Consider the following 22821-nt stretch of genomic DNA (forward strand, 5'->3'; position numbering starts at 1 on the left):
TTCACCTTGGCAATTATCGTCCTTTAAATACTTTTTGTGGTGCATATATTGTAGTAGGTGGCTGATAAGGGGAAATATTAGTCCACGATTTTGCGCCATATCTGAGTGTATCTCTAACCTGCGCAGTCGATGAAGTTTTAACTCCAAGTGTCGCATCTATCGCATAAATATCTTTTGAACTATATCGTACGAGTATATCAGGCACTCGATAGTCCATCGGATTCAGAGAATCGGAAAATTTCCGCCCTAATGCTACTACACTGTACGCTCCTTCCGGAATTTTTTGAGCTATCAAGAAATCACCAGCGGCACCTTTCGCAAATCGATCTGTCGCATTGCCAAGCATTATACGTTCGGCATTCTCTTGGCCAAATTTCTCAATCAATTTTGGAGGAATAAATAAATTCCCTGCATCTAGTGCGGTTTTGGCCAAGGATGAGCCACGATCGACCGCATTTTGATAAACCCCAGTAAGTTTTTCAAGAAACTCGTTTGGCTTCATTCTATCTTTTCCAATAGTTTCAATGGAAAGATCCTTGCCCAAGGTGACTGCCCCTTGATTGGCTAATGCGACACGCCGAGTGTATTCGATATGATTATCAATTTCTTCAGAACTGTAATTCGGAACCTCCCGAACAAGCAGGGGGTTACTTAGCTCCGGCAAATAACGCTTCCCAAGCTCAGGTGGTGAGTATCCATCGCGAGTAAGCTCTGTGCGAATACCTTCGATAATTTCGCCGCGAGCAGTATGACGCATCCATTCACCTGCCAAACCAATCTCACTCTTAATGCCTTGATAATCTCCAAGCGACATAAGATTGGAGAATGCGTCAAGTAAGTTGTGCTGTCGACCATTCATTGCAAATTCAAACTCGCTTGACCAACGAACAGGCATGCGTCCACGGCCACCACCTCGCACACCACCGATTTGAAGGAAGTCCGCATCATCTTGCCCGGGGTTATAGAGCCCATCACGAACGTTGAAACTCATATTCTGGGCCTCCAGGAAAGCTTGAACGCTCTCGCGGAACGATAATTGAGAACCAGCGGAACTGTTGTCATTGCCAGCTGTTCGCACAAAGTTGGCCTTTTCGAATTCAGCTTCTTCACGTCCTGAACGCATTTGATCAGCCTCGATACGCGCTGCCGTTTGGTAGTCGTTAATCGATTCAGCCAGGCTCCTACCCAATGCATTACCGAACGCATCTGTAGCAATCTGTATGGTACTGATACGTCCACCACGCGCCACTGCGGTGGCGGTCCCGGCTGCAAAGCCTGTCAGCGACGCTTTGGCAAAATTATTGAGTTTGATAGTATCAAACAATACAGTGCCGTTGAGTGCGTCGCTAACGGCAGCCCCAACACCAGCACCGACTGCCGCCGCCGCTACGCCTGCCCAATTGAAGCTCTGAAGACCCGTGACCGACGCTACGGCTTGCGTTGCAACGTTGGCTATCGCAGCGCGCGCCGCCACCACATAGTTGCTGCTGGCGTCGGTCAGTGCCGAGCTCAATGTGCCGGCATCGGCAAGCATATTGACGCCTTGCGTCATGCCCGCAGCAAGTTCAGACAGTGCCACTGCTTTCCAGTTGAACGACTTTTGCTGGCCAGTTGCCATATTAAACAGCTGGCTGGCAATGCTGCCCAGTGCCGGATTGCCGGTAAAAATGGTGACCGCCACCGCGACCACTACGGAAATGATTTTGCCAGCGACACCGCAGCCGCCGCCCCCCCCTTGCGGCGCGGCGGGCATGGCCAGCGTTGGCGTGGTGCTGCCCAGTGCGTCGTTTTGATTGTATGGCTTGAAGCTCTGGTAGCCGTTCAAGACGGTGTTGATGCGGGTGGGAGTCTTAAGGACCGTGCCCGCTGTCAGCTTTGTGTCGGCGCCGCTGATGCCTGGGTTGACGTCAGCGATCAAGTACCACAGGCGTTCGTCGCCCCACAGCATTTTGGCGATGCTGCGCGGTGATTCCTCCGTGCCCTGCACTACATAGACACTTGGCGGCGTTGCGACTTCCGGTGAGTTGGCCGACTCGTACACGCTGCTGAACGATTCGAAGTCCTTGCTGCTGCTGCCGATCAGCTCGCCGTTTGCAAACAGGCTGTGCGTGACCACGTTCTTTTGGTTCTTTTCCAGTATCCGTCCGTTGCTGTCAGTGTAGAGCAGGCGCTCGTCTTCGCCGGTGACCATGTACAGATTGCCGTTGCGGTCGTAGTGGCGGATGCTGCTCTTGCTGTCGGTGGGGCTATTGGCAACCCGGGTTTCGGTCAGCAGATAGCCGTCGCGCAACATGTACTGCATGGTGATGGTCTGGGTGTTCTTGTTGTCGGCTGAGGTGACGGTGTAACGCTCCAGGTTGCCTGCCGTGTCATAGTAGTAGGCCAGCTTGCTGACCTGGTTACCCCGGCTGTCAACATTGCGCTGGGCCGCCATGCGGCCCAGCGTATCGTAGCTGTTGTAGTGGGTGCCATCGCGGTCGAGATTGGTGATGACGCGGCCGGCGCCGTCGTACTGGCGCGTCCCGTTCAGATTGTCGTTGGCATAGCTATTCCACAAGCGGCCGGCATTGTCGTATTCGTAGCGCTCCTTGTTGTCGGTGATACGGTTACCCAGCCAGTCATAAGCAATGGCGTGGGCATCGATCGGACCCTGGGTGACCTGGTTGGGATTGTCGATGCCTGCGGGCGTGTCCACACTGGTGCGCACGCTGCCCGACACGCTGGTCAGGCGGTTCATATTGTCATAGCCGTAGTCGACGACGATGTCTTTTTCGTCGCCGACGTCGTTGAAGAAGTGCGTGCGGACGTGTTTGCGGTTGCCGTAGTCGTCATACTCGTAGTGCACTTGGTAGGCCGCGCCAGGCACCTTGGAAACAATGTCGGTCAGGCGGCTCCGATGGTCGTAGCTGAGCGTATTGTCCTGCAAAGCACGGTTTAAGGCCACCTGCCAGATTTTCTCGGTGATGCGGCGGCCCGCATGGTCGTAGCGGTAATCGGTCACCTGTGCCATGGTTTCCACGCCGGTCAGCTGGTCGGTGACCTTGTCCTCAATGCGCAGCAGCAGGCCGGTGCCGTTGTCGTAGGTATAGATGAGATTCTGCTTCTGGGCACCGCTGCCGCGGAACTGATTGGACAGCCGGCCAGCGGTGTCGTAACCGTAGGTCGTGGTGACGCCGCTCAGGTCGGTATAACGCTTGATACGGCCATGATCATCTACTTCCCAGTACTTGGTTTCGTAACGGGCTGGTGCACCGGCAGCACTGACACCTACTCGTTGTTCGGCCACCTTGAAGTTGAAGGCGTCGTAAGCGGTCACCAGGGCGTTGCGAGGTGCAGCCAGCGCACGGTTGGCGGGGGCACCGCTTTCGGTGCTGATGACGTTGCCGCTGAGGTCGTAGCGGGTCAGCGTACTCAGCCCATTGTTGGGATCGGCGATGTTGGCGCTGCTGGTGCTTGTGCTGCGGATCTGACGGCCCAGCTCATCATAGAAGTAGCTGTCGGTGCTGCGGCCGACAGCCGACTTCAGCGATGTGTCGTTACCCCCCATCCAGTAGTAGGTATCGACTGCTGCGCTGGTACGGCTGGTCTGCCGTCCCAGGCGGTCATAGCCATAGTCGGTCTTGACGATGCTGGTGGCGTCGCGGTACTGCCAGATGGCGGTGCGCTGGCCGAAGTTGTCGAGCTGGTAGTCGATGATGCCGCCGTCGGCGTGCTGCTCGCGCAGCAGGTTGCCGTTGACGTCGTAGTAGTTGCGGCTGATGTGGTCGGCCGCCCCTTCGGTGACGGTCAGCGTGCGTCCTGCGGCATCGTAGCTGATCTGCTGCGCATACTTGGGCGCCTCGTTGAGCTGCTGCTGCTGGGTCATGGTCAGCAGCTGGTTGTTGGCGTTGTAGGTGTAGCTGATCGCCCAGTTGGGATCTTGCGCGCCCAGCCGCTTGGTGACGTTGCCCCAGCGGTCCAGCGTCAGGGTCGGCAAGGCGAGGTTCTTGCCGCCTTGTTTGATCGACGAGGCGATGCCCCATACCACGCCATCGACATGCTGCTCTACCGGATTGGTGGCGGCCAGTGCCTGCGCGATGGCGCCCGCTTCGCTCAGATAGCGTGCCTGGTTGGTCAGCGCCACCGCCACAGTGGCCAGCGCCTGGTCGGCCTTGGCGATGAAGGCATTGCGCGAGGCGATCTGCTGCAGGCTGCTGCTGGAGGGGGCATCAACGATGGCATTGAGCATGGTCAGCGCTGCCGCGCCCCGGCCGTTGGCGGCAATTTGCGCCAGATACGGCGTCAGCGCGCCGGCCGCCGGCGCATAACCCATGGCATTGGTGTAGACCTGGGTCAGGAAGTCGCTGTCGCTGAGCTGCTGATAGCGCGCCTGCGACTCGGGCGCGGCCAGCATGTCGTTGGCCACCCGTTGCAAGGTCAATGGCAATTGGCTGCGCGTCAGCGCATCGACCCAGAACTGCATCCCGGCCAGGTCCGGCGCGCGGTTCAACATGGCCAGGTACAGGCGCGTCAGTGGCTGCGTATACTGCGTCAGCGGCACCTTTGCGGCGGCACTGATGCCTGCCGCATCGTAGCTGGCGGCCTCGCTGCGCGCAGTATCCTCGGCCAGCTGGATGGTCTTGGCCATGGCCTGGTCGATCTGGTCGCTGGCCGTGCCTGCCAGGGTAATCTGCTGCAGCGTAGCGGAGACTTTGTTGTTGAAATAGACGCTGTCGTCGTTGTTATTGGTCGGCACGGAACCGGCGAACATACTGGCCAGCTCAGCACGGCTGAGTGGATTGTCGCCGGATAAACGCTGGCTCCAGAACTTGAGCCCCAGTTTGTCGTTGTCGAAGCCACGGTTCAGTGCCGTATTGAACAACTGTTTGACGAAGTCGTCGTTGCTCAGGCTGGCCGGGTAGAGCGCCATGCCTTCTTTACTCTGCAGCAGGTTTTGCGCCAGCTTGGCTGGCGAGGTGTTGCCCTGGCTGAGTTTCCCCGTCCAGAAGCGCAGCTCTGCCAGTTGTGGCGAGCGGCCCAGCAAGGTGAGGTAAAGCTGGGTCACCTGACGCACTTGTTTGCTGGCGGCGGTGCTAGCGGCATCGGCGATAGACGCCCGTGCCTGGCCCACGTCAGCATTGGCGGCGGCAGACAAGGCCAGTGCCAATGCCCCGCCAGCCTGGTCCGAGGCGCCATTGGCGGCGATATCGGCAAGCAGGTTCAGCGCCTGCTGTTTGGCGTCGAAGTCTGCTTTCTGCTTGAGATAGGCGTCCTGCGACTGTCTTGCCGTGCTGATCGCGTTGTCTGCTGCAGCGATGCTATTGAACAGCGCCTGCAAGGTATTGGTCGCGGTCAGCTTGCCGTTGGCGATGTCGTAAGTGCCGCGCGCTATATCAGCGGCATTGGCGGCGTCTGTGTAGCGCTGCACGGCGATGGGCTGTGCAGCGACGGCATCGTCATACGCTTTCTTGGCGTTGTTGCGGTTGGCGATGATCTGTAGCGCGTAGTTCAGATCGTCAGTGACCTGCCTTGCAACCCGGGCCTGTAGGTCCGATGAGGCCTTGGTCATCACCATGTCGTAAGCCATTTTTCCGCGCGAGAGACCGTTATCCGTCATGTACTTGGTCGTCGCGACAACTTCCGCGTTGGTGAGGCTGAGGTCCGCAGGCCGGCCTGCGACCACGATCAGCAGTTTTCGCACGAATTGCGTCGGATCGGTAGGCCAGTAACCGTTGCTGCCCGGTTCAGTCAGCAGCGTGCCGCTAATCCCCACCCCGAACTCCGGCTTGCCGGTATCGTTCGCCATCTGGAACGCCAGGCCGGGGAAGTCGCGGCTGCCGTCTCTGCGCAAACCAAGGTACAGCGAGGTGATCCAGTTCTGGTTGCCCTTGCTGCGTGCATCCATGAACATTTTCGCGTAGAAGTACTCCTGCTTGACATCGTCCTGGAGCGGCTTCCAGACTGCGTAGGTATCGGTAACCGCCTGGTCGGCATTGTTCTTTTGCGTCTGTGCGCTGTCTGCGGCCAGGTATTTGCTCCACCATGCGCTATAGGCGCTGCTCTTGATGGAGTCGGCGGCCTGGCGTTCCTGTTCGATGAAGCTGCTGATAAGCTGATCGAACGCCACTTTGCGTTGAAGCTGTGCAGGCTGGCTGTCGCTGCCGTTCATGTACACCATCAACAGTTTGTAGGCAAACTTGCCGCGACCATCGTCGTCGTTGGTAAATTGATCGCGCCAGTAGTTCTTCTCGCTCTGCACCGCCGAGCGCCCCAGGATGACGGTGTACAGCTTGTCGACAAACCCGTCTTTGTCAACCGGATAGCCGACACTCTTGCCGTCCGCGCTGGCGATGAAGACGCTTGCCGCTTTCTCGATGGTATAGGCGGCGCCATCGCCGCTGATGTAGTAGTCGAGTTCCAGCTGCTTGGGCGCTTCTTTGCGTTGTAGCAGCGTCGTGTACATCAATGTCAGGTCCAGGCGGCGTTTGGTGGCGCTGCTGGTCCCCGCGCTGGCGGCATCGGCAATGCCCTTGAGCCGGTTTTTCTCTTGCTCATCTGCCTGGCTCCGGGACAGCAAGTCGGCCACGGTTTTGGCCAGGGCGTCCTGGTCCTGTTTGGCTTTGGCATAGGTTGCTGCCGAGCTTTGCTGCGCCTGATTGACAATGACGAAACAATCCGACACGCGCTGGAAGAATGCCTGGCGCGCGGCCAGGTAAGCGCTGGCAATGGTATCGGGCTGGGTACTGCTGTAGTTTTTGACTGCGTTCAGAATGCCCCAGGCCACATCACCGCGTGATGGCGGCGAGGCGCCATTGAGTTGGGCGATCCATGACGCCAGGTCGGCGGCGGGCAGGGTGACCTGCTTGTCGAGGATGGTGGTATAGACTTTTTTGACGAACTGATCGTTAGTCAGCGACAGCGGCGCGCCATAGATTTTCTGGCCTTCCTCGCTATCTATGAAGCTCTGCGCGATCTGTCCCATGGTGCGGGGCAGTGCTATCTGCTTGACCTGGACTTCCAGACCTTCCAGGTCGACCGACCTGTTGTACGACTCGGTAGTGCGCCCCAGTATGCCGACGTACATCTGCATCAGTTGCAGGCGGGCCATGGCGGTCGGCTGCGCTTGCGCAGCGTTCTGCGCGCTATCGACACTGCTCTTGGCCTGCAGCGAAGCGGCGGTGGCCGCAGCGTTGGTATCGACCGCAATCCGGGCCTGGGCGACGGCATCCAGCGTTGGCTGCGAGCTGTTCAGGTACGCTGCCTTGGCGATATCGTAGGCATTGTTCAGCGCCAGCTGAATGTCGGTGGCGGTGACGTCCTGTAGGACCGAACGGGCTGCCGTACCGGTCTTGCCCCAGTCAAAGGCGCTCAGGTTGACCGCGCAGGCCAAGGCCACGCCGACTTTGTTGTTGAACCTGGCGCGCAGCGCGGCATCTTCCGCCGTCAACTCCTTGTAGGTCAGCAGGCCGCTGACGATGTTGAGTGCGACTTCGCCGCGCGTGCTGCCGGCTGTCAGCTGTTGGACGAAAGCCGCCATTTCCTGGCGCGCGCCCGCACTGACAGGCTTGCTGCCCACGGCCAGGGTGTACACGCGCTCGACAAACGCGGCATCAGTCAGCGGCGGCAGTGCGGTCAGCGTGCTGTCCTTGCGCGATTCCTCACTGTTGATGAGGTTGTTGGCAAGCGCAATCCAGGCGGCGGGGCTGCCGTTGTCGCGCTGGATGGCCGCGACCTGGAACGGCAGGCCGTCGCTGTCCGGCGTGCGGTTGAGCAGCGCTACATACAGGCGCGTTATCTGGGCGCGAATGTCTTCCAGCCGGGTAGAGCCGGCCATGGCGTTGGCCGCTGCACTCAGCGCTGCCGCAGCGGTGGCGTTGGCGGCGACGGTGGCCACGGTTTTATCGACCGCGGCCTTGGCGCTGTCACCGGTCGTCACTGCCGCGAACATCGCGGCCCCCATCGCGCCCTGGTCAAGCGCAGGGACGCCCGACAAATCCAGGGTGGCATATTTGAGCGCCAGCGTGATCTTGGTGTTGAACAGCTGCTTTTGCGCCAGCCGTGCGCTGTCCTTGTCGGCGTAGTTGGAAATTTCGGCGGCCAGCGTCAGCACAAACTTGCCGCGTTTCACATTTTTCTGGTCGCCAGCATCGGTGGCGCCTGGCAGCACGCTATTCCAGCGGATCAGCTCGGCATCAGTCGGCGCGCGTCCCAGCAGGTTCTGATAGACATGGTTGACTAGCTGGCGGTTATACGCTGCGTCGTCCAGGCCTAGGTCTGGGTAGAACGCCGGATCTTTGGCCTCTGGGCTGCCCAGCATGCCGCCGACCATTTCCTCAGGGCTCAGCGACTTCAGGCCCTGCAGCCAGAAATCCATGCCGGCTTTTTCCGGTGGACGGCCAAACAGCGCCAGATAGCATTGGGCGATCTTGATGCGCAGCGTTTCGTTGGTGGCGAGCTCCTGGGCTTGCGCCATGGCGGTGCTCAGGCTGGTGGCAGAACTTTTCCAGATGGCGGTGGCGCTATCCTGGTTACTACCCAGATAAGTCGTGGCATAGGCCAGCCCGGCTGTCACGCCATTGCTCATGCGCGCCTGGGCCGCCGCCTTGGCGGCTTTGATATTGGGCAGCAGGCTGCTGTCAGCTGGCTGCATCATCGCGTCGATCATGTCCAGCATCATCTGTCCGGTGGCATCACCGCCGGCCGCCTTGGCCTGGTCGTAAGCGTCTGCCCACTGCTTGACCTCGTCATTAAACGTGGGATCGGCCAGGAAGTTGCTGCCATCGCGGCCGAAGCCATTGAGCAGCAGGCGCTTGATGGCGTCGCTGCTGCTGCCGCCCAGGAAGACGGATGCCTCGGTGCTGCGCAGGAAATCCAGCACCAGGTGCGCCAGGCTTTCGCCCTTGTTGGCGCGGTCGACATAAAAATTCAGGCCGATCGCGTCGGGCACACGGTTCAGCAGCATGCCGTAGACGCGGGCCAGCTGCATATTGGTCTCGCTCGTGGGCGAGGTAACGATCGTCACCACGCCCTGCGAGCGCACGAAGGCGCTCTCGCCAGGTGGTGTCAGCGTGACCCTGTATTCATAGTCGCCGGCACTCAGGCCACGCGTGCTGAAGACGGTATAGCCTTCCAGTGTCTGCAGGCGGCTGGCTTCGGACACCCAGACTGTACTGCCTTTCAGGCGGTAACTCACTTGCTTGGCCATCTCTTTTTCAGAAGGGTCACTGACCAGCAGCCTGCTGTCCACCAGTGAACTGATGCGGTTCTGTGCATACTTGGTCAGCAGGCCGGTGATGGGATCGCGTTCCAGCACGAACACATTGGCCTCGTTATCGCGGCGTGCATCGATCTGGCGGCCCATCAGGTCATAGCTGAAATCGGTACGCTGCAGGCCGGTTTTGCCGAGTGCCTGCTCGACGTTGATGGACCGGGTCAAATCGGAGCCGAATTCAAGGCTGGCATCGGTTCTGACCAGCGTACTGCTGACGTTGCCCTGGGCGTCAAACAGCGACACCTTGTCGATGCCATCGCCCGTGTTGCTGAGCCAGGCATGGCCGGCATTGTCGTACCGGGTGTATTCGCTTTGCTTCTTGCCATCGGCGCCGACGCCGTCGACTTGCTTGACTTCGCCGAAGGCATTGTACTGGTAGGTCTTTACCGTATTGGCAGGCGTCAGGTTGCCGCGCACCAGGTCGATATTGCCTGGTTTGGTCACCGTCTGCACGCGGCCCAGGCTGTCGTAGCTGGTCACGGTAAAGCTGGTTTCCACCGGGTTGCTGGCGTTGTCCGGGTTGGTCACCGTGCGCCACTGCTTGGCGACACGGCCATAGACGTCATACGAGTTATAGCTGTACTTGCCCTCGGCATCGATGACCTGGTCGACACGGCCGCCGCCATCGTAGCGGGTGACCGTGGCGCGGTCACGGCTGCGGTCATAGACCGCCACCGGGCGGGCCGCTTCACTGGTGCCAGCTGCGGCGCCGTTGGCAACATCGATCTGCACCACCACATTGCCGAACAGGTCGCGGCGGAATTCGGATAGCGATCCGCTGGCCAGTGCCAGGGTGTAACTGGGCGCGCCTGCGGAGACCGGTGGCGTGACGCTGCCACCACGCGCCACGGCAGTGACCTGGCCGACCGCATTGTAATAGCTGAAGGTCGACAGGCCGGTGGCGTCGGTCACCCGCGTGGTATTGCCCACTGCGTCATAGTTATAGCTGGTGGCTGCACCGTTGCGGGCCTCACTGATTTTACGGTGGAGGTTGTCGTAGGTGTACTGGGTGACGCGCTCTGCCGGGCTAGGGGTGGGCAGGCCATAGCGGGTGTCTTTCCAGTCGGCCTGCCAATCGCCATACAGACTCTCGTATTCGGTCTGCTTGAGCAGGTCGCCGGCATCGTTGTAGTCAAAAGTAGTGAGATAACCCTTGCGGCCTGAGGCATCGTCCTGCAGCGTGGCGATCTGGGCTTTTTTGTTGCCGGCCGCGTCGTAGTAATAGCGCGTGCTGGCGGCAGCGGTCAATGCGGTGCCGCTGCTGTCCGCGCCGTAGACCAGAATCTGCCGCGCCTGGCCGAAGGCGTCGTAGCGGGTCTCGGTGGTACGGGCGGCCTGGAAGTACTTGATGCCATTGAGTGCGTGTTCATCATACACCGAGGCCATCGGCTCGATGACCTTGATTGCCCGGCCCAGCTTGTCGAATTTGGTACGGACGGTACGGTTTTCCGCTGGCGTACCACGGTGCTGCTCGACGAAGCTCAGGGTGCGCTTGGCAGCATCGGCCTTGAAGCTGTCAAAGCCATCCATGCCTACCGCATAGCGGGTCAGGGCCGTCACGGCGCCAAATGCGTCGTGCTCATAGCCGGTGAGATAGCCGAGGGCATCAACGTCGTAACGCACCTGGCCAAGGCGGTCGTAGACCTTGAAGCTGAGTGCACCACCGACGTCCTTGTTGCTGACAGCATTGCCCAGCATATCGTAGCTGACCACCACGGTGAGTGGGCCGGAATCGACTTCGCTGCGTGGCGCTACGCCAATGGTGCCGAGCGCGGCACCGGTGTTGTAGACGGCAGCGGCCGGCCGGGTGGTGACGGTCTGGCGGCCGACGCGGTCATACTGGTAGCTGGTGACACGCGGGCGGTCCGATCCATAGCCCTCGGTACGCGTGACCAGGTTGCCAAGGGCGTCGTATTCCATCGCGGTTTTCAGCGCCACCGGGAGTGCAGTGGCAGTGTCCCAGCCGGCATCACCGTTCGGATAGGCATCAACCGCAGGGGCGGTTTCCAGCAGCAGATGGCCGACGCTATCGTAGGCATAGGTCCAGGTGTTGTTGAGCTTGTTGGTGAACGTGATCTTATGGTTCAACGCATCATAGGTATAGCTTTCGCTCTTGCCCAAGGCGTCCGTCGACTTGACCAGGTTGCCGGCGGCATCGTATTCGAAGCTGCTGACGCGGGGTGTGCCTGCATTGGCCTTGGCTGTCGCGGCAGCCGCGACGGTAAAGCCGCTCAGCGCCGCTGCGGTGGGATAGCTCAGTGTGGTGGCAACCCGGCCGAATGCGTCATAGGTTTTTTCCGTCAGATAGCCGAGTGCATCAACGGTATACACCAGGCGGTGGTTACGGTCATAGATGTAGCGTTCGGTGCGGTCGTTGTCGCCGGCCGACAGCTGGCCATTAAGGCTGCTGGTCTGGACGCTGAGCAGATCTGGATTGACCTGTTTGGCGTAACGGACTGTGGCGGCGAGATTGCCCAGCGCGTCGTAGCGTTGCTCGGTGACGCTGCCAGCCGCATCGACGCTGTATTGCAGGCGGTTGTCGAGATCGTAGTACAGGCGCGTGCTGCGGTCCTCGGCGCGGGTGTCGCCCAGTGCAGTACGCTGGACGATGTTGCCCTTGGTGTCATACGCGAGCACGGTCTTGCCGCCTTCGGCATCCGTGGTGGTGGTCAGGCGGCCGGCGGCATCGTATTCGAACGCCGTGGTACGGTCGCGCGCGGAATCGGCGGCCGGCGCAGTTTTCAAAACTGCCCCCACTGCGCTCTGGCCGGCAGCCGCATACTGGGTGCTTTTTTGCAATTGGCCCAGGCCGTCGTAGAAACGCTCAGTGACGGACCAGAGTGTCGTCGCCACCTGATTTACCGTGGTGGTGCTCTGTGCTGTTGCGACAGTCTTGATACGGTTGGCGCTGTCGTAGGTATAGCAGGTGACGGCGTCGGCGCTGGAGGTGTCCGCGTACGCGTTCAATTCCGCCGTGCTTGGCAAGAGGCCGGCTTTGGCTTTGGCATAGGCCGTCACCAGCACCAGGTTGCCGATCGCGTCGTAGCTGTTACGTACCAGTGCCCAGTTGCGGATGGTTGGCTTGGCCGGATCCGGTGCTTTTTGCGCGGTGGCGGTCATCACCAACCGGTTGGCATTGTCGTACGAATAGGCCGTTACACTGTCGGCGCCGCTGTCTGCCGGATAGCTGAGGGCAGGCTGTGCATTGTCGCTAGGGAGCTTGGTGGCATAGGCGGTGCGCGTGAGCAGGTTGCCGTTGCCATCATAGGTATTCTTGACCACCGACCACTGCAACTTCCCATCCGACAGGCCATCTGCCGTCATGCTGGCTTTGACCAGGCCACGTTCATCATAGAAATAGCGCTGGTGCAGGTCGTGCGCGTTGTCGCTCTGTGCCGCCGGAGTCGCCACCAGTGTTTTCAGGTTATCCGCACTGATGTCAAACGCCACGGGCTTGGCGTAGGTAATGCGGTCGGTGAGCTGATCCAGTGCATTGTAGGTATAGACGGTCAGGCTGCCGCTGGACGTCAACACCGCACTTAAACGGCCGTCAGCGTCGTAGAGGCTGCGGGTGCCCGGGTTGCTGGCCGGCGCAGAGGCATTGCTGCCGGCGACGCTTTGCTGCTCGGTGATGTCGGCGCGGCCAAAAACGTCATAGTGCGTGGTGCTGCGGTTTTTCAACGCGTCGACGGTGGCGGTGAGATGGCCGTCGCCATCGTATTCATAGCTTTCCGTGCTGTCCAGCGTGGACGACTTGACGCTGTCAATCCGCTGCGTATCGCCATCCATATTTTGCCCACCTGACAGCGATGCCAGCGTGGCCGCGTCGATGCGCGCGGCAAAGCGGGTTTTGCTGGTCAGCTGGCCGAAAGCGCTATAGGTCAACGCAGTGACTTCGCCCAGCGCATTGACGGTGTAGCGCAGGTTGCCTATCGCATCGTAGTAGTAGCGCGTCTTGTTGCCGTTGGCGTCGGTCGCGCTGATGCGCAGGCCGCTGCTGCTGTAGGCATAGCTGCTGCCGTAGCGTAGCCAGAGGCTGTCGATGTCGGCCTGCGTCTGCGCACCGGCCAGCAGCGCGCTCCCTTCGGCATTGAGTTCGGCGATAACATTGCCTTTGATGTCGTAGCGCTTGGCTTGGGCACGTTCAATGCCGCTGCCAGCGCCGACCCGCGTTTCCATCAACTGGCCCAGTTTGTTGTAGGTATAGCGGGTAACGATGCCGCCTGGCGCGGTTTCGGTTTCGACCTGGTTACGGGCAGTGTAGGTGTAGCTGGTCAGCAGGTCGGCAGTGTCATCGGCGGCGTAGTTGAGATCCTTCATTCTGGCTGCGCCTGGCGTTTTGACGGCGGTGGCGTAATGGCGGCGGCTCAGCACATTGCCGTTGAGGTCGTACCTGATCTCGGTCAGGAAGTTGCCATTGTCGAGCGTGCCAGCGAGCTGGTTTTTGCTGTTGTAGAAATAGCGTTCGTGGGTAGCGACGGCGCCGGCGGTGGTGATGATGTCGCTGGCGGTAGCGTTGGGCGTTTGCGCGAAGTAGTTAGCCGCGAGTGCCGTGGCGCGACGGAGCATTTCGATTTTCTGGCCGGCGGCGTCATAGCGGTACTCGGTGACGTAACCGGCGGCATCGACTTCCAGCTGCAGATTACCGTCCTTGTCATAATAGTTACGGCTGATCAGGTCGGCAGGGGACGGCGTGTCGGCAACGCTGTCCAGTGCGAATGCGCCGGACAGCGTGTTGACGGCAATGATCGTGGCGCTGCGGACAGTCTGCGTCAAACGGCCGGCTTGATCGTATTTGTAGCGGGTCACGGAACCCGTGGCATCGACAGTCGCTGAAAGGCGGCCGGCTTTATCGTAGACATTCCAGGTGCTGCGGTTGTTGACGTCGCTGGTATCGAAGTCGAGGTCGATCAGCGTCACCGGCGGCCACGAGCCGCGGGACGGCAGGATCATTGATATATCGGTGCGCTGGGCGAACTGGATGGTACGGCTGAGCTGATTGTTGGCGTTGTAAAAATAGGCAGTCAGGTTGCCGTTAGCATCTACCTTGGCGCTCTGGCGGCCGGCCGCGTCATAGATCAGGTAGGTGGCTTGGCCGTCGGGGCCAACAGTTTTGCGCAGCAGACCAGCGTCGTCGTAGGCGTTGACAATACGGGACAGTACCTGTCCGGAGGCATCGTACTGCACGATGCCTGTAGTGTTGCCAGTTGCATCAAAAGTAGTCTTCGTGACCAGGCCATTAGACAATCTTACGGTACGCGCACCATTGGCGTCGTCGTAGCTATAGATGGTGGTATCAGTGCCTGCTCCTGCGTCCGGCGCGATTCGGGACAACAACCGACCCTGACCATCATACGCAAATATGGTGCTTGTTTTATCGTTGTTGTTAATGCTCTGTAAGAGCTGGCCGTGCTGGTCATAGACCAGCAAGGCGCTTGCGGCAGTCGTAGCAATACGGGTCGGTGGTGGCGTAATGGTGATGTTGTTGACCGTTATGCTGTTTGTGCTACCGACAGTGTCCCCACCATTTTCGGGACCGCTGTAAGTGTTTGCAAAAAATCGCAACTCTTTTCCAACTGGGAACAAAATATCGACTGCCTGTATTCCGGCGCCATAAGCGGAGCTCACAGTAATAGATGCACTTCCGGTCGGGCGTGTTACGATCTCAACTGTAAAAATCTCATCTGGGGCGAAATCAGTACCGGTCGATTCATAGCGATTTTTAGTGGAATCTATAGCTTCCGAAAAAATATAATCGTCGCCAACATTGATATGGATGCGTTGCTGCATATCCGGCCAGCTCGCTATGCCTAAATTCAGCAACCCTCCTCGTGCCGTGGCAGGCGCTTTCATCGTAAAACGCAGAGTGCTACCTAACTGGAATGCCTCATTTGCTATTAGCGAGGCAACATTTTCAGTGCTCTGATTTGTCGATGTGAACGTGAGCGTTTGCCCTGTGCGGCTAATTCCCGCAGGAAGGCTACTCGGCAGTTTCATTTGCTGCTCGGGCACAGCATATGCGAGGTAAGATTGCGTTTGGGTGACTAAGCCGCGCGCGTCACGAACATAGTCGGTATAGCTGATGCGGACACTGCTTCTGCTCAGTCCGGTGCTCCAGGCAGAAAGAGAGTCAAGATCGATGCTGGTACCAACCGGATACGCGTTATCCGGGAATTCCCGAGTGCTGTCCTGTTGTCCGTTTCGATCATATGTAATCTCTTTTACACGAGACTCTGGCGTGACGATAAATCGAAGTTTACTGTACTTATCGTGCAAATAAGAGGTCTTCTGACCAGAAGTTAATACTGCATCGCCTGCGGGCCACACCGTTTCGGACAATAAATTGTTATTTGCATCGTAGCTTCGGGTGACTACATTGCCTGCAGAATTGGTCTCCCTGGTCCGGTTGCCATTTGCATCATAGGTGTACGTAATTAAATTGTTGCGAGCATCCGTGACGGTGTAAAGGTTGCCCTTGGTGTCATAGCTATACTTGGTTACTTGGGAGGGGCTGCCAGTCCCCATAACAGGGGGCAATGTAACCGATAATAGTTGTCCGTACACATCGTACGTGTAGATAGTCTTCGCACCCAACGGATCGGTCACGGTGGTCTGGTTGCCGATGTAGCTATACTGCGTAACGTGACCGAGCCCGTCTGTCACGCTGGAGAGTTTTGAAGAGGACCCGGTGCCGAGATAAGCAAAATTTAGAGAAGTGCCATCCGTTTGGCTGACGCTGGCAACCAAGTTGCTATTTCCGACATATGTGTATGCCGTTTTATAGACATTGCCATCAGCAATACTATTGTCATCCGGAGTCAAATCAACGGTGACTTGGCTCAAACGTTGAAGCGAGTCGTAGGCATACCTTACGCGCGTAGTTGTCTTGCTATCGGTAGCTGAACGTACGCTTATTTGAGAAAGATTGCCATTAAAATAATCGAATGCCGTAATATCACCAGACCCATCGGTAAACTGCGCTAGTTGTCCGTTGGCGTCATATTTGTAGGTCTGGCTGATACGATTGCTGGACAGGGAAATAATGCGGCCACCGTTGGCGATCAAGTCATAACTCTCAACCGTGTTGTTGGATCGGTCTCCGCTTTTCCATGACCAATTTGTATTAGTTGCTTCAAGCGTGTTGTATGCGCCCGCGCCATCAGTACTAACATACAGGGAACGACTTTGGTCAAAGACATAGCGCTCTGCGCTGCCATCGTCATTAATACGGATGACTGTACTGTCTTTGCTGTTCAGATTGCCGGTCAGATTGGTAATTTGCTTGACCAACCCCATCTGCCAACTCGTCCCACTTTTTCCCTGTACTCCACCCAGCGAATTATAAGTTCGTGTCAGCGCAAGATTGACGCCCAGCGATGCGACAAACTCGTCCTGATCTTGGAGTACCAGATTGCCGGTGGAAACATTAACGTACACACCTTCTTTATTACCGCCTTGGACGGCGTTACCGAAAACTCCTTGCCCTCCCAATAGTGCAGCCGAGCTATTTAACAGGCCCAATCCGTTGCCACCGACAATCGCTACCATAAATTCTTTCCTGAGAAGACGGAACAGTCCAATCCTAGTTAGTCAAGCTAAACGGAGGTCACACAACGCTCAGCCATATAGCAATGTATCCTCGCTTTTTTCTAGATGTTTAGGAAAAACTCTTGTTTATTTTGTTAGTTCGAGAAAAACGGATAACCCAGCTTCCTAACGGAGTGATGTCGTCATCGATTAATTGCTCCACCACTCAATCCCTAGTTGAGCAGGCGCTTACTTAGGGCTTGGAGGGGGACTCGAGTTATTGGCAATTGCTGCGGAACTGATTGTTGTTCCGAGAGCTAAAGCCGCACGGCCAGCGGCTTAGGGGGGGAAGCAGTCCTGGCGAAGAAGGTGAGCGCAGGCAGTGCAGCGCGATGCGCCACGAGCCGATTTAAGGCTGTCATCAAATATTCTCCGCGCAAGCTGGGTCCCACTTCGATGTCCAAAGCTTCGCGGGTATAAATATCGAGCATGGTCAGCATGCGGAATTTGCTGCCATCGGCTAATTGGTTAGCCACGAAATTCATACACCAGGCATGATAGGGAGAGTGACGGCTAGCCGCTGCTCTTATGTCACGGCCATCTTGCGTCGCTTGTGGCGCCATGCCCGCAACTGCAACTTTTCCAGGCAGTACCAGCGATAAAGTCTGGTTGACGCGGAGCTGCCAGCAAGGTATTCACTTTTTCGGGATTTGCCAGAATTTCGGTTAACCACAATAGTTCAATCATGTAGCATCAACTAATATGTTGCCCAACATAACTGCACGCTCGTGCTCCAACGTCCAACGGAGCATGCCCACAGCAACACATTTTTGCCACCCAAGCGCACTTGCGCGATTTGCAAGGCTGCCGGCGCCAAGGCAACCAGATTCGATACAGCGTCATACCTTGACCAAGACCAGGCTTTTGCCGGGCATGCTGCATCGCTTGTGAACCTGGTTGCCCGTTTCAACACTTCTTAAGAGGACAAACTCCATGAGTCAAAAGGACAACAAAACTACCGCAGCCGATGGCAAACGCGGCCGCTTCTCGCGTCGCCAGTTTATGGGCGCGGCGGTTGGCGCCGCAGCCGTATGGGGTGGCTATTCGGTGTTCTTCGGCGGCCAATTCCGTGCCGATAAGGCCGATCGCAAAGTAGATGTGCTGCTCATTGGCGGTGGCATCATGAGCGCGACGCTGGGCGTTTATCTGTCCGAACTGGAGCCGGCCTGGACCTGCGAGGTGTTCGAGCGCCTGGACAAGGTTGCGGAAGAAAGCTCCAATGGCTGGAATAATGCGGGCACCGGCCACTCGGCGCTTTGCGAACTGAACTACACGCCGATGGACGACAAGGGCAAAGTGCAGATTTCCAAGGCGGTGGAGATCAATGAGAATTTCCAGGTGTCGCGCCAGTTCTGGTCGCATCAGGTGCGCAAGGGTGTGCTGGGCAATCCGCGCGAATTCATCAATTCGACGCCGCATATGAATCTGGTTTTCGGTGAAGAAAATCGCGCGTTCATTCGCAAGCGCGTCGAGGCGCTGAAAGCATCGCCGCTGTTTGCCGGCATGGAGATGACGACTGATCCGGCCCAAATCAAAGAGTGGATTCCCATCATGATGGAAGGCCGCAAGCCGGAAGACATCGTGACGGCCACGCGTTCCCCGTTGGGAACCGACGTCAACCTGGGCGCGATCACCCGCCAGTTTTACCAGCACCTCAACCAACGTGCCGGCGTCAAGATTTCGACGGGCTATGAGGTACGTTCGATCACGCGCAACAGCGATGGATCGTGGCGGGTGTCGGCGTTCGACATCAAGGACAAGTCCAGGATTCAGACTGTTGATGCGCGCCACATATTCATCGGCGCCGGTGGCGCGGCGCTGCCGCTGCTGCAGTTGTCGGGCATTCCTGAAGCGAAGCAATATGGCGGTTTCCCGGTGGGCGGCGAGTTCCTGGTTACGGATAATCCGCAGATCACTTCACGCCACCTGGCGAAGGTCTATGGCCTTGCCGATACTGGCTCGCCACCGATGTCGGTGCCGCATCTGGATACCCGCGTGCTGGATGGTAAAACGGTGCTGCTGTTCGGCCCATTTGCCACCTGGTCCAGCAAGTATCTCAAGAACGGATCCTACTTCGACATGGCGAAGGCCACGACGCCGTCCAACATCATTCCGCAACTGCAGGTCGGCATGCATGAATTTGCACTCGTCAAATACCTCGCGCAGCAACTGGAGCTGTCCAAGGAAGAAAAGATGGCAGCGCTGCGCCATTACATGCCTGAGGCAAAAGATGAAGACTGGCGCTTGTGGCAGGCGGGCCAGCGCGTCCAGATCATCAAGAATATCCCTGGCCAGGGCGGCGTGCTGAAGCTCGGCACGGAAGTCGTGGTGTCCGAAGACCGCTCGGTGTCCGCTCTGCTGGGCGCCTCGCCAGGTGGATCGACCTCACCGGCCATCATGCTGTCGCTGCTGGAGAAAGTCTTCCCTGACCAGATGAAATCGGCGGCATGGCGCAGCAAGATTCTCGAGATCGTTCCGTCGTATGGGAAAAAACTCAATGAGAATCCGGCACTGCTAGCCGCGGAATGGGCAAGCACCGCTGAAACCTTGCAACTGGCGATTGCCTCGCCTAGCCTGGAGGGCTTCACGCCGGCCGCCGCTACGGCCGACAAGCCGGGAGTGGTGAAAAAAGTACCGGATATCGCCCTGTAAGGCTGTTCTGCGGAAACCGTTTGGCGGGCAATCGGGCAAAGCCACGCAAACAAAAATGGTTGATTTAATTGCTAACGTTATTTGTTAGATATTTCTTCCTGTATCATTGCCAGCAAAGCTCAAGGGAAGGCGCCGGTGGTTGACTGGCGACCCACCTGCGCATGCAACTCCCTTGAGGCCATCCTTCTCACTGTTTGAAAGGTGTGCATGCTGACCAAGCTCTCTGCGGCGTTCCGCTACTTCAATGGTGCTGTACCGTTCCGCCTGGTACCGGCGCTGATTACCACCGCTGTACTGTTTGTGCTGCTGGCGCTGCCGTGTCCCACAGCACTCGACCCCAAGGCCTGGGCCTTGGTGGCGATCTTCCTGACCACCATCGTTGCCATCATCCTTAAAGTCATGCCGATCGGCGTGATGGCGATGATGGCGATTGTGATTGTGGCGCTGTCACAAGTGACCTCGACCTCGTCCAAGGGCGCGATTACCGATGCGCTGAGCAGCTTCTCCAGTCCGCTCATCTGGCTGATCGTGGTGGCCATCCTGATCTCGCGCGGGCTGAAGAAAACCGTCCTGGGCAACCGCATCGGCCTGATCTTTATTGCCATGCTGGGCAAGCGCACCATCGGCATTGGCTATGGCCTGACCGTGTGCGAACTGGTGCTGGCGCCGTTCACGCCCAGTAATACGGCGCGTGGCGGCGGCATCGTCCATCCGATCATGAAGTCGATTGCCAACGCTTTCGACTCCGACCCCGCCAAGGGCACCGAAGGCAAGGTCGGCACCTACCTGGCGCTGGTCAACTACCACGCCAACCCGATCACCTCCGCCATGTTCCTGACCGCCACCGCGCCCAATCCGCTGGTGGTGGATTTTGTCGCCAAGGCCAGCAATCAGAGCTTTCATCTGAGCTGGACCACGTGGGCCTTGTGCATGCTGCTGCCCGGACTGGCCTGCCTGCTGCTGATGCCGCTGGTGATCTACCTGTTGTCGCCGCCGCAGTTGAAGGCAACCCCGGATGCGGTGCAATATGCGCGCAGCGAACTGGCACGCATGGGCGCGCTGGCGCCCAAAGAGAAAGTCATGCTGGGCACCTTCGGCTTGCTGCTGGTGCTGTGGGCCAATCTGCCGGCGATGATGTTCGGCCCGGCCTGGACGCTAGACCCCACCGTGGTGGCTTTCCTTGGCCTGTTCGTGCTGATCATCACGGGCACGCTAGACTGGGATGATGTGCTGTCGGAAAAGAGCGCCTGGGACACGCTGGTCTGGTTCGGCGCGCTGGTCATGCTGGCCGAGCAGTTGAACAAGCTGGGCGTGATCAGCTGGGCCGCGCTGGCCATGAAAGACGCGATTGTTGCCAGCGGCATGGGCTGGCTACCGGTGGCCACGGTGCTGTTGCTGGCCTTTGTGTTTTCGCACTACCTGTTTGCCAGCACCACTGCGCACATCAGCGCCATGCTGTTTGCCTTCCTGTCGGTGGGCGCACAGTTGCTGCCCCCGCAATATCTGGTGCCGTTCCTGCTGCTGATGACAGCCGGCTCGGCCATCATGATGACGCTGACCCATTACGCCACCGGCACCTCGCCGATTATCTTCGGCAGCGGTTATGTCACGATGGGCAACTGGTGGCGGGTCGGGTTTGTCATGTGCGTGCTGGAACTGCTGGTGTTTGCCGTGATCGGTGGCGCCTGGTGGAAAGTGCTGGGCTACTGGTAAGCCGGCCTGGCGCGTTACTGCGCCAGGATGCCGACCAGTTGCACCAGCAGGATTTTCAGCACCGTCATCGACGGGAAGATCATGGCATAGCCGATATCCGGCCGGTCCGTCGGTGCAATCCGGTTGGCAAACGCCAGGATGGCCGGATTGCCGGTGGCGCCCGCCACAATCCCCGCCACACTGTCAAACGGCAGGCGGAACACCAGCAGCGCCACCAGCATGGTGACGATCACCATGACCGAAACGATGGCGCTGCCCAGCAGCAGGTAGAGCATGCCGCTTTCCGCAAAGGTGGCGGCAAAGGTGGCGCCCGACGAGATGCCGACCACGGCCAGGAACAGGGTCAGGCCGAAATTGCGCAGCACCAGGTTGGCCGAGATCGGCATGGCCCACTGGAACGGACCCGTGCGGCGCTGGCGGCCCAGCAGCAGCGCCACCAGCAGCAGGCCGGCGAAGCCCAGCGACAAATCGCCGAGCAGTGGCAGCGGCCAGTGGATGGCGCCAAACGCCAAGCCCAGCGTGACGCCAACGCCGATGCTGAGGTAGCTGATTTCGCCGGTGCTGCGCACTGAATCGCCAAACAGCTTGCGTAGCGCCGGAAAGCTGGCGCGCGGCGCCAGCACGCCGATGCGGTCGCCAAACTCCAGCGTGCGTTGCGGCGTCAGATGCAGGTCGGCGTCGTTGCGGCGCAGGTGCAGGATGCGCGCGTTGAGTTCGGCAGGAAGGCTTAGCTGCGACAGTTGCAAGCCGGCGATGGCCGCGCTGGAGATGAAGAAGCGTTCGTAGTCGAGGTCTTTGCGGTCATGCAGCATGCGGCCCGGGGTGGCCGGGCCGAAGCGGGTAGCGGCATCGTGCAGTACCGTGGTGTCATTGCCGGCGATGAGCAGCACGTCATCGCGCTCCAGGTGCATGCTGTCGTCGGCCACCAGGTTGTGATGGCCGCGGCGGATGGCCACGATGGCGATGCCGGCCGGTAGATTGCGCGCGGCTTCGGCCAGCGTCATGCCGATCACGTAAAACTCGGTGACCTCAATTTCTTCCACATGCAGTGATGCGGGCACCGCGCTGGACAGGCGCGGCTTGCGCCAGGCGTTGTACAGGCCCAGCAGCAAAATCGGCACGGCCACGCCGATCGGGTAGGCCATCGAGTAGCCGGTGGCCGGCGATGTGCCAAACACCGCCAGCGCCGCCTGCAGCGCCGCTGTGCTGGTACCGGCGCCGGCAAACGCGCCCAGCGCGTGCGGCAGGTCGATGGCTGGCAGCCAATGCGTGCTGGCCAGTGTCAGCGCCAGCGCTGCACCCACCGCGATCAGCGCGGCCAGATTGGCTTTGACGCCTTCGGCGGTGGTCAGGCCGCGGAAGAATTGTGCGCCGTAAGCGATGCCGACGCCGTACAAAAACAGCAGCAGGCCCAGGTTGCCGAGCAGGCCGGGCAGCACCAGCTTGGGCGCCGCTGCGCCCACCGCCAGTCCGACAAACAGCACCGCGCCCGAACCCAGCGACAGGCCTTTGATGCTGAGCGCGCCCAACAGGTAACCGATGGCGATGGTGAGGAACAGGGCCAGCAAAGGCTGGCTGGTGAGAAATACGCTAATCTCAGTCATGGGCTAAAAACTTTC

At 58.9% G+C, this 22821-nt stretch carries 6 protein-coding genes and 1 pseudogene; 3 read left to right on the plus strand and 4 right to left on the minus strand.

Annotation, left to right across the window (positions count from 1 at the left end):
* Nucleotides 1-13: 13 nt before the first annotated feature.
* Nucleotides 14-14584 carry a DUF4214 domain-containing protein gene (locus GTP58_RS04280; RefSeq protein ID WP_229215412.1) on the minus strand — a complete coding sequence of 4857 codons (14571 nt, stop codon included), beginning with the start codon at nt 14582-14584 and terminating at the stop codon, nt 14-16.
* 75 nt (nt 14585-14659) lie between these two features.
* Here GTP58_RS04280 and GTP58_RS31235 point away from each other — a divergent pair, with 75 nt between their 5' ends.
* Nucleotides 14660-15064, plus strand: a complete 405-nt coding sequence (locus GTP58_RS31235) for a hypothetical protein (protein WP_229215413.1) — start codon at nt 14660-14662, stop codon at nt 15062-15064.
* Between the two features lie 522 nt (nt 15065-15586).
* Here GTP58_RS31235 and GTP58_RS31870 read toward each other — a convergent pair.
* Together GTP58_RS31870 and GTP58_RS04285 are read right to left on the minus strand one after the other, a co-directional pair.
* Nucleotides 15587-16798, minus strand: a pseudogene (locus GTP58_RS31870) (DUF6531 domain-containing protein); the annotation flags it as partial.
* A 296-nt stretch (nt 16799-17094) separates the two neighbouring features.
* Complete coding sequence (locus tag GTP58_RS04285) at nt 17095-17277, minus strand: hypothetical protein (protein ID WP_161076395.1); 183 nt, start codon at nt 17275-17277, stop codon at nt 17095-17097.
* Nucleotides 17278-17770: 493 nt separating this feature from the next.
* On the opposite strand from GTP58_RS04285, the gene mqo reads away from it, so the two are divergent.
* Nucleotides 17771-19489: a malate dehydrogenase (quinone) gene (gene mqo / locus GTP58_RS04290; protein ID WP_161076396.1), complete on the plus strand. Its 1719-nt coding sequence runs from the start codon at nt 17771-17773 to the stop codon at nt 19487-19489.
* 207 nt (nt 19490-19696) lie between these two features.
* Complete coding sequence (locus GTP58_RS04295; protein ID WP_161076397.1) at nt 19697-21202, plus strand: DASS family sodium-coupled anion symporter; 1506 nt, start codon at nt 19697-19699, stop codon at nt 21200-21202.
* A gap of 14 nt (nt 21203-21216) precedes the next feature.
* On the opposite strand, the gene GTP58_RS04300 is transcribed toward GTP58_RS04295, so the two are convergent.
* Entirely contained in the window at nt 21217-22806 is a 1590-nt protein-coding gene (locus tag GTP58_RS04300; RefSeq protein WP_161076398.1) for an aspartate:alanine exchanger family transporter, read from the minus strand.
* Nucleotides 22807-22821: the final 15 nt, after the last annotated feature.

This window comes from Duganella sp. CY15W (assembly GCF_009857555.1).
Lineage (GTDB): Bacteria > Pseudomonadota > Gammaproteobacteria > Burkholderiales > Burkholderiaceae_D > Rugamonas > Rugamonas sacchari.